Annotated in this window: 15 protein-coding genes and 1 riboswitch; of the genes, 9 read left to right on the forward strand and 6 right to left on the reverse strand. The window is 36.4% G+C overall.

The annotated features are described in order from the left end of the window. Positions 1-34: 34 nt before the first annotated feature. Entirely contained in the window at positions 35-370 is a 336-nt protein-coding gene (locus I583_RS11905) for a thioredoxin family protein (RefSeq protein WP_010761646.1), read from the reverse strand. A 74-nt stretch (positions 371-444) separates the two neighbouring features. Continuing rightward, complete coding sequence (locus I583_RS11910; protein ID WP_010761647.1) at positions 445-1,212, reverse strand: MerR family transcriptional regulator; 768 nt, start codon at positions 1,210-1,212, stop codon at positions 445-447. Positions 1,213-1,310: 98 nt separating this feature from the next. Here I583_RS11910 and I583_RS11915 point away from each other — a divergent pair, with 98 nt between their 5' ends. After that, positions 1,311-3,053, forward strand: a complete 1,743-nt coding sequence (locus I583_RS11915; RefSeq protein ID WP_010761648.1) for an ABC transporter ATP-binding protein — start codon at positions 1,311-1,313, stop codon at positions 3,051-3,053. Continuing rightward, complete coding sequence (locus I583_RS11920; RefSeq protein ID WP_034683697.1) at positions 3,053-4,828, forward strand: ABC transporter ATP-binding protein; 1,776 nt, start codon at positions 3,053-3,055, stop codon at positions 4,826-4,828. Before I583_RS11915 ends, I583_RS11920 begins: the two co-directional genes overlap by 1 nt. Before the next feature lie 143 nt (positions 4,829-4,971). On the opposite strand, the gene I583_RS16545 is transcribed toward I583_RS11920, so the two are convergent. After that, on the reverse strand, positions 4,972-5,100 hold the full coding sequence (locus I583_RS16545) for a hypothetical protein (RefSeq protein WP_010761650.1): 129 nt from the start codon (positions 5,098-5,100) through the stop codon (positions 4,972-4,974). A gap of 224 nt (positions 5,101-5,324) precedes the next feature. Here I583_RS16545 and I583_RS16325 point away from each other — a divergent pair, with 224 nt between their 5' ends. From I583_RS16325 to I583_RS11935, 3 genes are all read left to right on the forward strand, one after another. Beyond that, positions 5,325-6,944, forward strand: coding sequence for an Ig-like domain-containing protein (locus I583_RS16325; RefSeq protein WP_010761651.1), 1,620 nt, complete (start codon positions 5,325-5,327; stop codon positions 6,942-6,944). Between the two features lie 218 nt (positions 6,945-7,162). Continuing rightward, positions 7,163-7,333, forward strand: a riboswitch (Lysine riboswitch). Positions 7,334-7,484: 151 nt separating this feature from the next. After that, a complete protein-coding gene (locus I583_RS11930) occupies positions 7,485-9,071 on the forward strand; it encodes an ABC transporter permease subunit (RefSeq protein ID WP_010761652.1) in 1,587 nt (528 codons plus the stop codon). A gap of 9 nt (positions 9,072-9,080) precedes the next feature. Beyond that, the gene (locus I583_RS11935; protein WP_174270355.1) at positions 9,081-9,824 is read left to right on the forward strand and encodes an amino acid ABC transporter ATP-binding protein; all 744 of its coding nucleotides are present in this window, start codon (positions 9,081-9,083) and stop codon (positions 9,822-9,824) included. Between the two features lie 45 nt (positions 9,825-9,869). Here I583_RS11935 and I583_RS11940 read toward each other — a convergent pair whose 3' ends face one another. Together I583_RS11940 and I583_RS11945 are read right to left on the reverse strand one after the other, a co-directional pair. Next, entirely contained in the window at positions 9,870-10,436 is a 567-nt protein-coding gene (locus I583_RS11940; RefSeq protein WP_010761654.1) for an LOG family protein, read from the reverse strand. Positions 10,437-10,484: 48 nt separating this feature from the next. Then, positions 10,485-11,123, reverse strand: a complete 639-nt coding sequence (locus I583_RS11945) for a histidine phosphatase family protein (RefSeq protein ID WP_010761655.1) — start codon at positions 11,121-11,123, stop codon at positions 10,485-10,487. Between the two features lie 159 nt (positions 11,124-11,282). Here I583_RS11945 and I583_RS11950 point away from each other — a divergent pair, with 159 nt between their 5' ends. The 4 genes from I583_RS11950 (at position 11,283) to I583_RS11965 (ending at position 15,347) form a co-directional block, all read left to right on the forward strand. After that, positions 11,283-11,624 (forward strand): MazG nucleotide pyrophosphohydrolase domain-containing protein, encoded by a 342-nt coding sequence (locus I583_RS11950; protein WP_010761656.1) that lies wholly within the window; start codon positions 11,283-11,285, stop codon positions 11,622-11,624. Continuing rightward, positions 11,624-12,112, forward strand: coding sequence for a GNAT family N-acetyltransferase (locus I583_RS11955; RefSeq protein ID WP_010761657.1), 489 nt, complete (start codon positions 11,624-11,626; stop codon positions 12,110-12,112). The genes I583_RS11950 and I583_RS11955 overlap by 1 nt, the downstream gene beginning before the upstream one ends. 115 nt (positions 12,113-12,227) lie before the next feature. Then, on the forward strand, positions 12,228-13,580 hold the full coding sequence (gene brnQ / locus I583_RS11960) for a branched-chain amino acid transport system II carrier protein (protein ID WP_010761658.1): 1,353 nt from the start codon (positions 12,228-12,230) through the stop codon (positions 13,578-13,580). A gap of 258 nt (positions 13,581-13,838) precedes the next feature. Next, the gene (locus I583_RS11965) at positions 13,839-15,347 is read left to right on the forward strand and encodes a helix-turn-helix domain-containing protein (protein ID WP_010761659.1); all 1,509 of its coding nucleotides are present in this window, start codon (positions 13,839-13,841) and stop codon (positions 15,345-15,347) included. A gap of 175 nt (positions 15,348-15,522) precedes the next feature. Here I583_RS11965 and truA read toward each other — a convergent pair whose 3' ends face one another. Further along, entirely contained in the window at positions 15,523-16,269 is a 747-nt protein-coding gene (truA, locus tag I583_RS11970; protein WP_010761660.1) for a tRNA pseudouridine(38-40) synthase TruA, read from the reverse strand. Positions 16,270-16,277 lie beyond the last annotated feature (8 nt).

Below are 16,277 nucleotides of genomic sequence, written 5' to 3' on the forward strand. Positions count from 1 at the left end.
CGCTTACATTTTGATAACAAATCCCTCACTTTGCTCATAACATCTGGCTTTCTTCAAACGAATAAATTTGCTCAATGGACTCAGTTAGCTTTTTAAACTGAACAAATTTTCCTTCTCGAATATATTCTTTTCCATCAACGAAAAAAAGTAACGTTGGTGCTGAGAAAACCAAATATTCAGCTGAAATTTCTTTGACTTTCTCTGCTTCCACTTCTCTTAGTTCGATTTTAGAATAGTTTTTTAATAGCTCAATCAATTTGGGTCTAAGTGAATGGCACACTGAACAATCTTCTTGCGAGACATACAAAAAAGCAAGATGACTTTCATTTATAAAGGTTAATACCTCTTGAATTGTTTGTAATTTTTTCATAGACTGATCATCCTTTTGTGATTGGCTAATCATAGCACCTTCTTCTCAACATTACGATTTTTATGCCCAAAACACTATTTATTCACTTCAATCCACGCCTTGTAATAATCTTTGTAAAACCCATCTTGCTCTTCTGCAGTCATGATATAACGTCCTACCATCGTTCCAGTTTGATAGCCTTGTTGCTCTAATTTTTCTTTCATTGATTGGAAATTATTTTCCAAAGGATCATCCGACTTGATCGTAAGTAGAAACTGTTTGTATGAATACCGTGGTTGCTCTGGTTGCTGCCAAATCGTCTCTTCCTCCACAAATTCTTTTGTTGTGACAGCAAAACCATAAATAATTTCTTTTTCATGATTAGACTCAATATAAACTACTAAACTTGATGGATTATCAATATAGGTCTGTAATTCGTCTGGATCTTTTAAGTCAATTGGAATAATTCGTTCTACATCTAATGGTTCATCGATAAATTCTTTTTCTTTCAACTCAATTAAACTTAATAATTGTTTTTTTCTGTGTTTGATTCCTTGTTGCTTTTTCTCTAGTTCTGCTAATTCTGCCGCAACTCTAGTTTCTGTTTCATCTAATATCGTCCATAATTCTTCTGGCGATTTCCGGTAAAGATTGGTCATTTTATTAATGGGAATGTCCAGTCTACGATAAAAATCAATATCGTTAATCGTCAAGATATCCTCCATATCGAACATACGATAGCCATTATGCCTATTTCTAGAGGATGTTAATAAATTCATATCATCCCAATAACGGATCTTTGACTTTGGTAATTTCATAATTTCAGCCACTTGTCCAACAGTCAATAACTTCTCTTTTTCCATAAAATCACCTCTTATTTTAATTATAAACAAAAACCGTTGACATTCAAGTGACTTGAAGGTGTAGAATTCCATTTGAGTCTTGAAAAGGAGGAATTTATATGAAAATCATTCAGTTTTTCATTAAAAAGAATCTGACACTTATTTTAGCGACAGTTCTTTGTTTATGTTTACAAATTATCGGAACACTTGGTGTACCGTTACTAGTAGCACAATTGATCGACGTGGGAATTGCAAGCGGCGATGAACAATCCATCAAAACGATTGGGCTTAAAATGCTCGCAATGGCTTTATTTGGTGCGCTCTCAGCAATTGCTGGAAGTTATCTTTCAGCTAAAGTAGCCGCTAAATTTGGTTTAGCAACACGAGAAATGTTTTTTGATAAACTGCAAACATTTTCTATTAAAGATGCAGATAATTTTGGGACAGGTTCTCTACTGACACGAATGACGAATGACGTGGATAATATTCAACAAATGATCGTGCTGTTTCTGCAATTGATTTTACCAGCACCGATCATTGCGATTTTCTCGCTTTATATGACCTTCACTTATTCAGCAACACTGGCTTTGGTGCCACTGATTGCAATCGCAGCTTTTGGCTTGATCGTGTATATCTTAATGAAAAAAGGAACACCTCTTTCACTATTGATCCAACCTAAAATGGACAAGATCATTGTAACTTTACGGGAATTTTTTACCGGGATCAATATGATTCGAGCATTTAATAATCAAGATTATGAAGAAGAACGGACAAATAAAACATTTTCTGACTATGCAGATGGTATGATTCGTGTAAATACTATTTTCGCTTTTATTACGCCAGTAGCCTTCTTGTTAATGGGTGTGGTTTTCTCTTCTATCTTATGGTTTGGCGGAAACTTAGTTGCACTTGGTACTTTGCAAATTGGTACTGTTTCAGCCGTCGTGGAATATTCTTTACTAACACTTGCTTATTTAATGATCGCTGCCATGGTTTTAGTTATGTTGCCTAGATCACTTGCTTCAGTAAAAAGAATCGAAGAGATTTTAAATACCCAAGATCAAATTCTTGATACTGACCAACCTGTTTTACTTGAAGAGACTGGGCCACAAGATGCTTTGATTGATGTAAACCATGTGACATTCAGTTATGATCAAGCGGATGAACCCGTTTTAGAGGACATCCATTTCAGTATTCCAAAAGGAAAAACAACGGCAATCGTCGGTGGTACAGGTTCTGGTAAAAGTACCGTTGCCAAATTATTGTTAAGGCTTAGCGATGTCTCTGAAGGCGCGATTTTATTTAATGGCGTGGATATCAGAAACGTTACGCAAGAAGAGTTGCGCTCTAAAATCAGTTACGTTCCTCAAAAAGCTTTTCTATTTAGCGGAACCATTAAGAGTAATTTATTGATGGGCTATCCTGAAGCAACGAAAGCCGATATGGATCGAGCTGCTGAAATTTCCCAACTTGCTTCTTACCTTGCTACATTAGAAGATGGTTACGATTCATTCGTTGCACAAGGCGGTACCAACTTCTCAGGTGGTCAAAGACAACGTTTGTGTATCGCTCGTGCTTTGATCAAACCTGCAGATATTTATATTTTTGACGATAGCTTTTCTGCCCTTGATTATAAAACAGATGCTACATTAAGACTCGCATTAAAAGAAGAAATGGCAGATAAAACCTTACTGATCGTCGCTCAACGATTAAGCACGATCCAACAAGCAGATAATATTATTGTGCTAGATGAAGGAAAAATCGTTGGTCAAGGCACACACAGCCAACTGTTGCAAAATAATAAAACGTACCAAGAGTTTGCCCGCTCACAAGGGATTATCATGAAAGGAGCACAGTCATGATGGAAAAATTAAATAAACAAACATTAAAACGATTCTTTCAATTGATTCGACCTGAACGTCCGATATTTTTCGGCTTGATTCTATGTAGTTTGGTCGGCAATGCCTTAGTCATTGCTATGCCTTTCATTATGGGTATCGCTATTGATGATTTGCTTACACTTATCAAAACTCATGGCGTCGGGAATATCACGTTTTCACTGGTTCAAGAAGCTTTATTGACACCTGTTTTGATTTTGATCGTCTTTGCGATCATCAGTAGTTTGCTGTCTTACACGCAAGAACGTGTGATGGCTTCTTTAAGTGAACGGATCACATTAAGAGTCAGAAAAGAAGTCACAAAAAAATTCAAATCACTACCGATGGCGTTTTTTGACCAACATCAAGTAGGAGATATTCTAAGCCGAACAACGACCAGTTTAAACCAATTGTCTCAAGTATTCCTAACTGGGATCAATCAATTCTTTACATCTATCTCAACGATTGTATTTGCTGGTATTATGTTATTCTACATTGATGTAAAACTAACGCTGATCGTCGTTGTCCTAATTGCTGGAAGCTCATTCTTAACTGGTAAAATTGCCAATAAAAACAAGAAACTGGCTGAAGCAAGTCAGGCTGAGCTTGGCATTTTAAATAATAAAACAGAAGAGTTTTTATCTGGAAATTTAGTGACGAAAACTTTTAATCAACAAGATCATGCCAAAGACGTTATATCAGAAACAAACCAAAAGCATTATAAAGCATTTTTAAGTGCTCAATTTATGAACTTTGCGATTTATCCAGCAATTCGTTTGATCAATCAATTAGCGTTTATCGTCAGTGCGATCATCGGTGCCTTCTTAGTTTTACAAGGCGGCATCACGATTGGGCTACTTCAAGCTTACCTACAATATATCAATCAAGTTTCTGAACCAATTTCTACAGCGTCTTATGTCATCAACTCAATTCAAGCAGCCTTAGCTGCTGTTGATCGAATCTTTGAAATTTTAGATGCAGAAGAAGACGTTCCAGAAAAAGCAAACTTACAAGTCATCGATCAACCAACTGGTGCTATTGCTTTTGATAACGTTCAGTTTGGTTATACCGAAGAGAAAATGTTGATGAAGCAAGTCGATTTCACGGTTAAACCAAAACAAATGGTGGCAATCGTTGGACCAACTGGTGCTGGTAAAACAACGTTAGTAAACTTATTGATGCGCTTTTATGAGTTAAACAGTGGTCGCATTACCTTTGATGGCGTAGATATCACAGATCTTTCACGAACAAATTTACGTGCAATGTTTGGGATGGTTTTACAAAATACGTGGTTATTTGAAGGAACAATTGCGGAGAATATTGCTTACGGACGAATGGATGCAACACGAGAAGAAGTTATCGAAGCTGCTAAAATTGCCCAATGTGATCACTTTATCCGAACGTTGCCAAATGGTTATGATTCGATTATTTCAAGTGAAAATGGCTCTTTATCACAAGGTCAACAACAACTATTGACGATTGCCAGAATCATTTTGGCAAACCCTCCTGTCGTTATTTTGGATGAAGCAACATCTAGTGTAGATACTAGAACAGAGGCTCATATTCAAAAAGCCATGGATGAAGTGACGAATAATCGGACAAGCTTTGTGATCGCGCACCGTTTATCTACGATTGAAAATGCTGACCTAATTTTAGTGATGAAAGATGGCGATATCGTGGAAAAAGGAAATCACCAAGAGTTGTTGGCGAAACCCTCATTGTATGCATCGTTGTATAATAGTCAGTTTCAACAGACTTAGATAAGTGTATACACAAAAGGCTATCTGATTTGTTTTAGATAGTCTTTTTGTGTTACTAACTAAAAGAGTTTCACTTCCTAATTGGTTGTTTTAATCTATCCCATCATTATAAGAAAAAAGTTAGTTGAGTCGACTTAATAGTCTCAATAGTTGTACTTCATTTTACTCAAGAAAACTATTGAGATCGCGATCAACAACATTCCCATAAACGCTGGCCCAGCAGATCCAATGGTTATATAAAGCTGTCCGCCAATAACTGTTCCTACACTCATGTTTGCGATTCCTACCTGTTTACTCTTTTTCGTTCATGTTCTATTGGCTTTCTCCTATAAATTATATTTTTATCTCAACAATCATACTAACTACCTTTTAAACAGCATTTTTATAACAAATATATTTCTTTATTGCTATTCCCTAAAAGTTATATTATACTTTATGTATCCAATATTTTACTAAAAATAGGCTACGAACTCAAAAAAGGAAAGGAATTACTATCTTGAAAAATTTAAAATTAGGTTTAATTGGTATTTTTTTACTGGGAGCAACGTTGGTTAGTTTAGCTCCTGAATCTGTATCCGCAGTAGAATCTCGTTCCGTCATTGGTAACGATGATCGTGTTCAAATCACTGACACTACAGCCGTGCCTTATCAAAGTACTGTCTTTATTGGTGCAAATGGCGCTCTCGGTTCGGGCTCTGTTATCGGAAAAAACACTGTACTAACAGCTGCTCATGTCGTATCTGGTATCAAAGACAATCCAAATACAGATTCTAACTATGTTGTTCCCGGAAGAAACGGTGCATCTCTTCCTTATGGAAAATTCAAAATTAAAGAGGTTCATATCTTTAAAAAATATTTAACGACTTCAAGTACAAGTGATGACGTGGCAATACTTACTTTGGAACCAAATGATGGTAAGGGGATTGGGGATATTGTTAAACAAAATCCAATCATCTTAACGGATACCGTAACGATTGGAGACAATGTGTCGAGTTCAGGTTATCCCGGGGATAAACCATGGGGAACCCAATGGGAAGCGAAAGGTAAAATCATTGGAAAACAAACAGCTAGCCTAATCGATTACGACTTTGATACTTTCGGTGGTCAATCTGGTTCTTCCGTATTTAATGACAAGCATCAAATAATCGCTGTTCATTCTGCTGGCGGCGGCAACCGAAATGTTGGTGTAAAATTAAATTCAGAAAAAATTGATTTCATTTTAGAACATATTGGTGAAGCAAGCACTCCTATTGAGATAGCGCCTAAAGAAATTGTCATTGAAAAAGACGCTGTCGAACTAAATGCTGGGGACTCTATGACTCTTAAAGCTTCTGTTTTACCAGAGAATACAACGAACAAGCAATTACACTGGGAAACTGCCACTGAAGAGATTGTGACTGTTGATAACAATGGGAATATCACAGCTGTAAGCCCTGGTTCTGCATGGGTTTCAGCATCAACGGCTGACGGAAAAATTACAAAATATATTGATGTTGATGTAAACGAAGTTGCTCCTGAAGAAATCGTTGTTGATCATGAAGACGTAGAGTTATTCCTAGGTGAATCAATGACACCGAAAGCTTCTGTTTTACCAACCAATGCAACTGATAAAGAACTATTCTGGATCTCAGATGATGCCTCTATCGCTGACGTTGATGATAATGGCACAATCACAGGTAAAAAAGTCGGAGCAACTGAAATTAAGATTCTTTCTGTAACTAATTTTGGTGATATCGAAAAACGCATTACGGTTACCGTCAAGGAAAAATTAAAACCAGCGGACTTAACTTTCCCAGCTAGAATCGGTTCGCATTTTTCTAAGCAAGAAATGAAAGAAACTCGTGAAGTAATCTCTAATACTGACAAACTTACTCATATTCTATTCCATCTAAAAAAACCTAATGCTTTATACGATTTAAAAATTGGTGAATTTGATTTCAACGGTGAAACTGGCATTTATAATGTCCAAGCCATTACACTAGGAAAACCATTCACACAATTTTATTACACAATCGATACTGACAGACAATTAGCGGATAGTAAAATCGTTATAATGTATGTCGACAAGAAAAATCCAAAAATCGTAAAGGATTATTTCTTCGTTGAAAAAAGATAAAACTTTAACATAAAATTTTTAAGTGCTTGAGACAAAATAGTTATTTGAATTTAGAGAGTGAAGCAAAACAGATCGTTAGTTTTCCCTCGCTCTTTTACTTTTTTAACAAACCATTGTAAAACAGTTAGAAATCACTAGACTTTCCAAGCAAAATATTGACTTTTTTAATCAATTAACGTACACTATGAACTTGAATTAACTAATTAAATAGTACCTCAAATTGAGGTAGAGGTTGCGATTTTTATTAAGCTTGTGGAGTGAGAGGCACGTCGAAGCAAGTCTAGGAAAAATCGCCGAAATGCATAACAGCCTCCCTGTTATGTGTTGGGACGTAAGCGAACAACTTACGGACTGTCTTAGTAGTGATGCTAAGTTGCGCTATGTTTTTGTTGAGAGTACCTGACGATAGTAGGCAGCTATGCATTTTGCATAGTTGTTTTTTTGCGTAAAGGAAGAATAGGTTTAGACACATTCTTCAAAACTCTTTAAACTAAATTATAGTAGAACAAACTCAAGGATGTACAAGAAAGGAAGACAAACATGAACAAAAAATCATTTTCACTTGGCTTGTTAGTTGCATTTATTTTAAGTATTTTTTGTGCCCCAGTATTCAGCCAAGCAGAAGAGCCAGCGGGTGAATTCCGCGTCGGTATGGAGGCAGGTTACGCACCATTTAACTGGTCTCAAAAAACAGATGCAAATGGCGCTGTGCCAATCCAAGGAAATTCTTCTTATGCAGGCGGTTATGATGTCCAAATCGCGAAAAAAATTGCCGATGGATTGAATAAAAAACTGGTTATTGTCCAAACAAAATGGGATGGTTTAGCACCAGCCTTACAATCTGGGAAAATCGATGCGATTATAGCAGGGATGAGTCCAACAGCTGAACGTCGCAAAGAAATCGATTTTACCGATCCCTATTATGAATCACAATTAGTTGTTGTCGTTCAGAAAAAAGGCAAGTTTGCAGATGCTAAGAATTTAAAAGATTTATCTGATGCGAAAATCACTGCACAGTTAAATACTTTCCATTATAGTGTAATCGATCAGATTCCTGGCGTTAGTAAACAACAAGCCATGGATAATTTCTCAGCAATGAGAACGGCCCTTGCTTCCGGCATGATCGATGGTTATGTCAGCGAACGACCAGAAGGTGTAACAGCCACAAGTGTTAATAAAGATCTAGAAATGCTAGAGTTTTCTAAAGAAAATGGTTTCCAGACAAATGCTGAAGATGTTCAAATCGCAGTTGGTATGCGTAAAGCTGATCCCGAAATTGCGAAAGTCAACCAAATATTGTCTGGTATTTCTTCAGAAGAACGAACAAAAATCATGGATCAAGCAGTCAAAGATCAACCTGCTGCTGAAACAAGTGATAATGAAAAAGCAGGCGTTTTAGCTGATTTCAAAAATATCTGGAATCAATACGGCGGTATGTTCTTACGTGGTGCAGGTTTAACCTTATTTATCGCGTTGATTGGTACATTTGTCGGAACTGCTTTAGGTTTATTGATTGGTGTCATCCGCACGATTCCAGAATCTGAAAATAAAGTGAAACGCTTCTTCCAAAAATTAGGTAATGCCCTACTTTCTATTTATATTGAAGTGTTCCGTGGTACGCCTATGATGGTTCAAGCGATGGTTATCTTTTACGGTTTAGCCTTAGCTTTTGGAATTTCCTTAGATAGGACAGTAGCAGCTTTGTTTATTGTTTCTATTAATACAGGTGCTTATATGTCTGAAATCGTCCGTGGCGGAATCTTCGCTGTTGACCAAGGACAATTTGAAGCAGCTCAAGCCATTGGGATGACACATGGTCAAACAATGCGCAAAGTCGTAGTCCCTCAAGTATTGCGTAATATTTTACCAGCAACAGGAAATGAATTTGTCATCAACATCAAAGATACAGCTGTCTTGAGTGTTATCGGGGTAGCAGACTTATTCTTCCAAGGAAACTCTGCATCTGGCGCAAACTTCCAATTCTTCCAAACATTTACGATTGTGGGTATCATGTACTTGATTATGACCTATGCAATCACTCGCGTTTTACGTGTTGTTGAGAAGAAAATGGACGGCCCTTCTGCCTATGTGAAACTAGAAGAAGCAGAAAATCTAAAAGAAAGCTAAGAGGAGAGTATGATGAACGCAATTATTGAAGTCGAACATTTAAGAAAAAGCTTCGGTGAAAATGAAGTGTTAAAAGATATCAATGTGACAGTAAATAAAGGAGAAGTCGTGACAATCATCGGCTCTTCTGGTTCTGGTAAATCAACTCTTTTACGTTGCATCAACTTATTGGAAAAACCTACAGGTGGCAAAATCATCTATAACGGTGAAAATGTCTTAGAACGTGGCTATAACTTACCGAAATATCGTACTCACTTAGGTATGGTGTTTCAATCGTTCAACCTATTTAATAATATGAATGTTTTAGAAAATTGTACTTCTGGACAGATTACTGTCTTGAAACGCAGCAAAGAAGAAGCTAAAAAGATTGCCTTAGAAAATCTTGAAAAAGTTGGTATGGAGCGTTTCATTGATGCGAAACCCTCACAACTTTCTGGTGGACAAAAACAACGTGTTGCTATTGCTCGCGCCTTGTCCATGAATCCAGATGTCATGCTTTTCGATGAACCAACTTCAGCACTTGATCCTGAAATGGTCGGTGAAGTGTTGAAAACAATGAAAGATTTAGCCCATACAGGGTTAACAATGATCATCGTAACGCATGAAATGGAATTTGCAAAAGAGGTTTCTGATCGTGTGATTTTTATGGATAAAGGTGTGATTGCTGAAGAAGGCACATCTGATGATATCTTTGTTCATCCAAAAGAAGAGCGGACAAAAGAATTTTTACACCGTATCTTATCTAAAGCCTAAGCAAAGAAACTCGTTTGAATGGTCAGCATTCAAACGAGTTTTTACTTATTTATATTGTCTAATCGCTGGTGGTGTGAAAGCCTCAATAAATTGTTGTATTTCAGCCAAATCATCCGAAAAGAAAATCTTGTCCCGATCTTCCTTTGTTAAAAATCCATCTGCAACCATCTTATCAAAGAATTCTGCCAACAGATCATAATAGCCATCTACATTAAAAAAGATACAAGGATTTTGATGTTCCCCTACTCTTCCCCAAGAAACGACCTCTGATATTTCTTCTAACGTTCCAGGTCCACCAGGTAATGCTAAATAGCAATCAGCGAGATCAATCATCTTACGTTTACGTTCATGCATATCATTTACAATATGCATCTCCGTAATATTTTGATGCGCCAACTCTCGCTCTAATAGAAACGTTGGCATAACACCGATTGCCTTTCCACCATTTTCAATAACCGTGTCCGCCAAACTCCCCATTAAACCGACGTTGCCGCCGCCATAAACAAGATCATACTCATTGTCATGCATCCACTGCCCTAATTTTTTTGTTTGCTCCTGATAAATTGCCTTGTTCCCTACACTGGCACCGCAATAAACCGCCATCTTTTTCATAAAATCCCACCTACTGTAATTGAATAAGAGCCTTTGCTCGTTTCGTTTTTATGCTTCTTCACTTTGCGATTGATACGAAATATCATTAAATGATTTTATCGTATAGTTCTGTTGATTGGTTTCTTTTTCTAAAATTGTAATACTTGTATTCGCAAGTGGGCCGCCTTCACGCCATTTTGCCTTTTCTTTTCCTACTAGTGAATTGATCAGTGTAATTAGTAAAACACCGTGAGCTACGATCAACACTTTTCCATCTGGATAGGATTCACTAATTTTTTCGATTGTTTCAGTCGAACGTGCAACTAAAGAATCAATCGTTTCACCGTCAAAAGCTGTCGGATCATATAAATCTGGCCGATTACGTAAGTGGTCAGTTTGTTCATCAGTATGATCAATTTCGACGCCTTCACGTTTACCGAATTTGATTTCTCTTAATGAATCATAATATTGCACAGTCAATCCATCTAAAAAATTATTTTCTTTAAGAATATAATTTGCCGTATCCATTGCTCTTTTTTGAGTGCTGACTGCTGCTATATCAAATGAAGTATCACAAAGGTAACGACCTGCTTGAATCGCTTGTTCTACTCCGATTGGCAATAAGGGCGAATCGATATCTCCGCCTTGAAATCGCAAACTTAAATTCAGTTCAGTTTTGCCGTGTCTAACAAAATAAAATGTGGTCATTTGTTCCGTCTCCCTCCATTTTTTGAAACCGTTCCTTATACTTGATTATGATACTACAAATAAGGAATCTTTGCTCCACTAAAAAATATCTGTTCTTACATTTTTTTCACTTTTACGATTCTCTATGCTACCATAATAAAATAGACTGGAGGGATTTAAATGGAGCTTCAACACTATCAACAATGGATCAGTGAATTTTATAAAAAAAGAGGCTTGTACGCACTTAATTCATTTATTCGTGTCAGCTTTTTATCAGAAGAAACAGGAGAAGTAGCTCGCGCTGTACGTGCTTTAGAAATTGGTCGTGATCGCCCAGATGAAGAGGAAAAAACAACAGACAGTCTAGTTCAGGATTTGACAGAAGAGCTAGGCGACGTTTTAGATAATATTTTTATTTTAGCGGACAAATATGATATTCGTTTTGAAGACATTTTAGCCTCACATAAACAAAAATTAGAAGAGCGTTTCGCTGACATAAGCACTACGAAAGAAGGCTCATAATGGAAAATAAAATAGTCATTCGACCAATTGAAGAAAAAGATTTTCCAACATTACTTGAAATAGAAAATACGATTTGGACAAATGAAAATTCTCCTGTCCTTCATTATTATCACTCAGTTGATGAGTATAAGGAGAAAATAGCTGGACGTATTATCTTTGTTGCTGCAGATGATAAAAGAGTTCATGGTTTTGTGGATGTTCATCATCCTACTCCGTTGCTTGCTCATAAAAAACAATGGATGTTTGGGATTGGTGTCCATCCTGATAGTCAGTCTTTAGGAGTTGGACGGCAATTACTGGATTATTTGAAGGAAACTGCAACTAATGAAGGAATTCATAAAATTTCTTTACGGGTCATGGGAACCAATACTAAGGCAATTCAGTTTTATCGTAAAAATGGGTTTAGCCAAGAAGCCTTATTTAAAGATGAGTTTTTTATCAACGGTGCGTTTTGTGATGATTATCAATTTGCCTATTTTACTGATTAATCTCAGTGATTTTTAATATTTCCAGAAAACCTCAGGCTTTTTCTGAAAATTTTCTTGCTGTGCTCTTCTTATTTTGGTACTTTTAGTAAGGACAAAATATAAGGAGTGTTGAAGTGTGACAAAGAAATTATCATGGCGTGATTACCTCTATGTAGGTTCCATGCTGTTTGGCTTATTTTTTGGAGCGGGGAATCTGATTTTTCCTGTTCATATGGGACAAGAAGCTGGAGCTAGTATTTTTTTAGCAAATCTCGGCTTTTTGATTACAGGGATTGGCTTGCCGTTTTTAGGTGTAATTGCTATCGGTATTTCCAAAAGTAATGGGGTTTTTGATTTAGCAACTCGTATTAATCGGCGTTATGCCGTTGCTTTTACTGTGTTGTTATATCTGACGATCGGACCTTTTTTTGCATTACCACGTTTAGCAACAACATCGTTTGAAATTGGTTTAGCGCCTTTTATTCCAAGCGATCAACACAAATTGATTTTAGCAATCTTTTCAGCGCTATTCTTCTTAATTGCCTGGGCTTTTTCACGTAAACCTACTAAGTTATTAGGCTATGTAGGAAAATTTTTAAATCCATTATTTCTATTTTTGTTAGCGATTTTGATTTTATTTGCTTTCCTTACACCGCTTGGCTCTATATCTTCTGCGCCTGTTGCTGAGACTTATGTAGCGAATCCTTTTTTCAAAGGTTTTACTGAAGGCTATAACACATTAGACGCACTAGCTTCTCTAGCGTTTGGGATCATTATTGTTTCGACGATTCGAGGCATGGGTGTAGAAAAACCAAATGATATTGCGAAAGATACGATAAAATCTGGTGCAATCAGTATTGTCTTGATGGGAATCATTTATACATTGTTGTCCTATATGGGCACGATGAGTTTAGGTAAATTCCCTCTTAGTGAAAATGGTGGGATTGCTTTAGCTCAGATCGCTAACCATTATTTGGGTAATCTAGGTAGTATTTTATTGGCTTTTATCGTTATTCTAGCATGTTTGAAAACAGCTATTGGATTAATTACAGCTTGTTCTGAAACGTTCAGTGAGCTGTTTCCAAAAGGTTCTTATGCCTTTTACATTGCAGCAGCAAGTATTTTACCTTGTTTGTTTGCAAATGTTGGGTTAACGAATATCATACAATTTTCAGTGCCTGTATTGATGTTTCTCTATCCTTTAGCAATGACTTTGATGATTTTAGTGATTATCAGTCCCTTATTTCATCACCGTAAAGAAGTTTATCGTATGACGACTTATGTGACATTGTTTGCAGCGTTACTTGATGCTTTGAATAGTGCCCCCGATTTTATCAAGTCGAATACAGTAGTTACTACTATTTTAAAAAATGCTGAAAATTACTTGCCTTTATTTACGATTGGCATGGGTTGGGTCGTTCCATCCATCGTTGGTTTTATAATTGGCTTGATTTGGATCAAAGTAAAAAAGGAATCCGTTCTTAATTAATCACTGAGCCAAGATAGAACTCGTTGCGTTTTGTCTTGGCTCTTTTTTGTGACTAATTCACCGAAATTTTATCTATCATACTGATATTTTTTTGGATTCAAAATGAGAAATAATGTTCATTCTGATTTATCTTTTGTTCATTTTTTACGAAAGTTTGCTTTTTTGTTAAAGATGTGTCACTAAATGTTTTTCAATTATCGTCTTAGCTGACAAGTGACTATAAAGTACAGTAGAATAGGGGCAAGGAAGTGATTAGTTATGCTCTATGAGGAACTGATGATGGATTCGGGAATGCTTACAAAATTCAAACTTTTCAAACGGATCACACAAATCAATCAACCAGATATCTCGATTACCCAATTATCCGAAGAACTCTCTTTGAATTATCAGCAAACCTTTATTATCGTAAATGAAATTAATAATGATCTAGTGAAAATAATCTCTACCCATCCATCCATTTTACACAAAGCAGGAAAAATCAATAGCACTAAATTACTTGTAACAATCGATGAATACCGTTACTTTCTTTTGAAAAAATCGGTTCCGTTTCAGTTTATTCTTTATTTTTTGAATTATGATTCTCCTAGCATAGATGATTTTTGTCAACGCTATTACGTTAGCCGTTCCACAGTTTCTAGAAAGATGTTGCCTTTGAAAAAGCACGTAAAACAATATAATTTACGATTTACATATACTGAAGCAAACTTGTCTGGTGACGAACGAGCTGTCAGAGTTGCGCTTTTTGATACCTTATGGTTAGGAACCAGAGGAACAGCTTGGCCATTTAAGAGCGTTGCACTTGAAGACGCTGAAAGACTTGCTGAGTCATTTTCTGAATATTTCCCTTTATCCAGAACTTACTTAGGAGCCAAAGAACTGACCTATTTTGCAGCAATTTTTCTTTGTCGGACCCGAAAAAAATATTTTGTTAGTTATGATACTCGGTATGACTTTTTGATGATGGATAATCCCTACTATGATTTTGAGCGCCTAAATAAAGAACTGGGTCCAATCCAAGCATTACCCGCTAAGCACAGTAAGGGAGAAAGTAGCTTTATCTTTTTCTTAGCTCATTATGCTCCTTTTTACACATTAGATGATGATCCTTCGCTGTTTCAGACATTACATGACTTTTCAGCGAGGCCTAACCCTGTGTATGAACTAGTTCAGGAATTTTTAGTCTATGCTAAAGTCAACATCTTTAAAAAGGAACCTGAAATTACGAATAGCCCGATTATTGTTGGGAATTTGCTAAATATCATGTTTACTTTTTTTGTCTTACGTCAACCTTTCCCAAACCTTCAAAAATTAGTGGAGTTACCGCGGAAAAAGAAAAAAGCAGACGAACTTCTTGAAACACGTATTCAAGCGTTTTTCGATGAGAAAGCAAAAGAAAAAGAATATAAATTTATTTATACAATCAAAAAACCACTGGTCAAAGCTTTCAAAAGTGTTTTACTCCCTGCTTATGATAAACCAAAACATTCTGAGCATTTAATTGTTGGTGTTGCTTTTGAGCATAATTTCCTTTTGGTTAGAAGAATTTATCAATTTTTAAATGATTTAGGCTTTGTGGATTCTGCTCCTTATCAAGAGGAGTTGAATGAGCAATATGATTTGGTTATTAGTTCTTCTTTATTACCAAGAAAAAAATACCCAGAACTACCACTTTATTTTTGGGATTTATCTTATGATGAAGAAGAGCTAGCTGATTTATATCGAACATTACAGCAGCTTTTTGAGAAAAAAAACATTATTCAAGACTAACTAAACACACTTGTGATACGAGAAACTAACTAAAAAAGGGTGTGGGACAAAAGTAAAAAGTACTTTTGTTTCACACCCTAAATACGAATAAACGGTGGGAGCAGAAGTAACCCCTTCTTATTTCTCAGGGTTAAACACTCCTGTCCCAACCTCTAATCTTAGTATTTTTTTCTATTTATTCATATTTCACTTCAACCAGATACAATCCTTCTGGATGAGCCGTTGGTCCAGCTAAATTTCGATCTTTTGCTGCAATGATTTCAGGAATTAGTGTCTCATCCATCCGTCCGTTCCCCATTTTGAGCAGTGTTCCGACTAAAATCCGGATCATCTTATACAAGAAACCATCTCCCCGAAACGTAAAAATCAATTCATCCCCTGATTCATTAACTGCAAGACTCGCTTCATGAATCGTTCGAACCTTATCTTCTATCTCTGTTCCAGAAGCACAAAATGAAGTAAAATCATGTGTTCCGATTAAATCAGTCAATGCTCGTTGTATTTTTTCCGTATCGATTTCATAGGGAAAATAACTAGCATAGAATCGTTTGAACGGACTTCTTGGTTTACCGATATCTACTCGAAATTGATAGGTCTTTTCAATGACATGATACCTAGCATGAAACTCATCGGGAACGATTTCCACACGTTTTACAGCGATATCTTCAGGCGTTTGGGTATCTAATGCATAGCGCATCCTCTCCAAGTCTCTCTCCTGTGGGTAATCAAAGTGAATAACCTGTCCTACAGCATGAACACCAGCATCTGTCCGACCCGAGCCAAAAATCGTAATCGTTTTGCCATTATTCATTTTTCTTAATGTTTTTTCAAACTCTTCTTGAACGGTTCGCCCATTTGGTTGAGACTGAAATCCATTAAAATTCGTTCCGTCATACGCAATTATTGCTTTATAGCGTGGCATTTCTTTTC

Source organism: Enterococcus haemoperoxidus ATCC BAA-382, assembly GCF_000407165.1.
Lineage (GTDB): Bacteria > Bacillota > Bacilli > Lactobacillales > Enterococcaceae > Enterococcus_L > Enterococcus_L haemoperoxidus.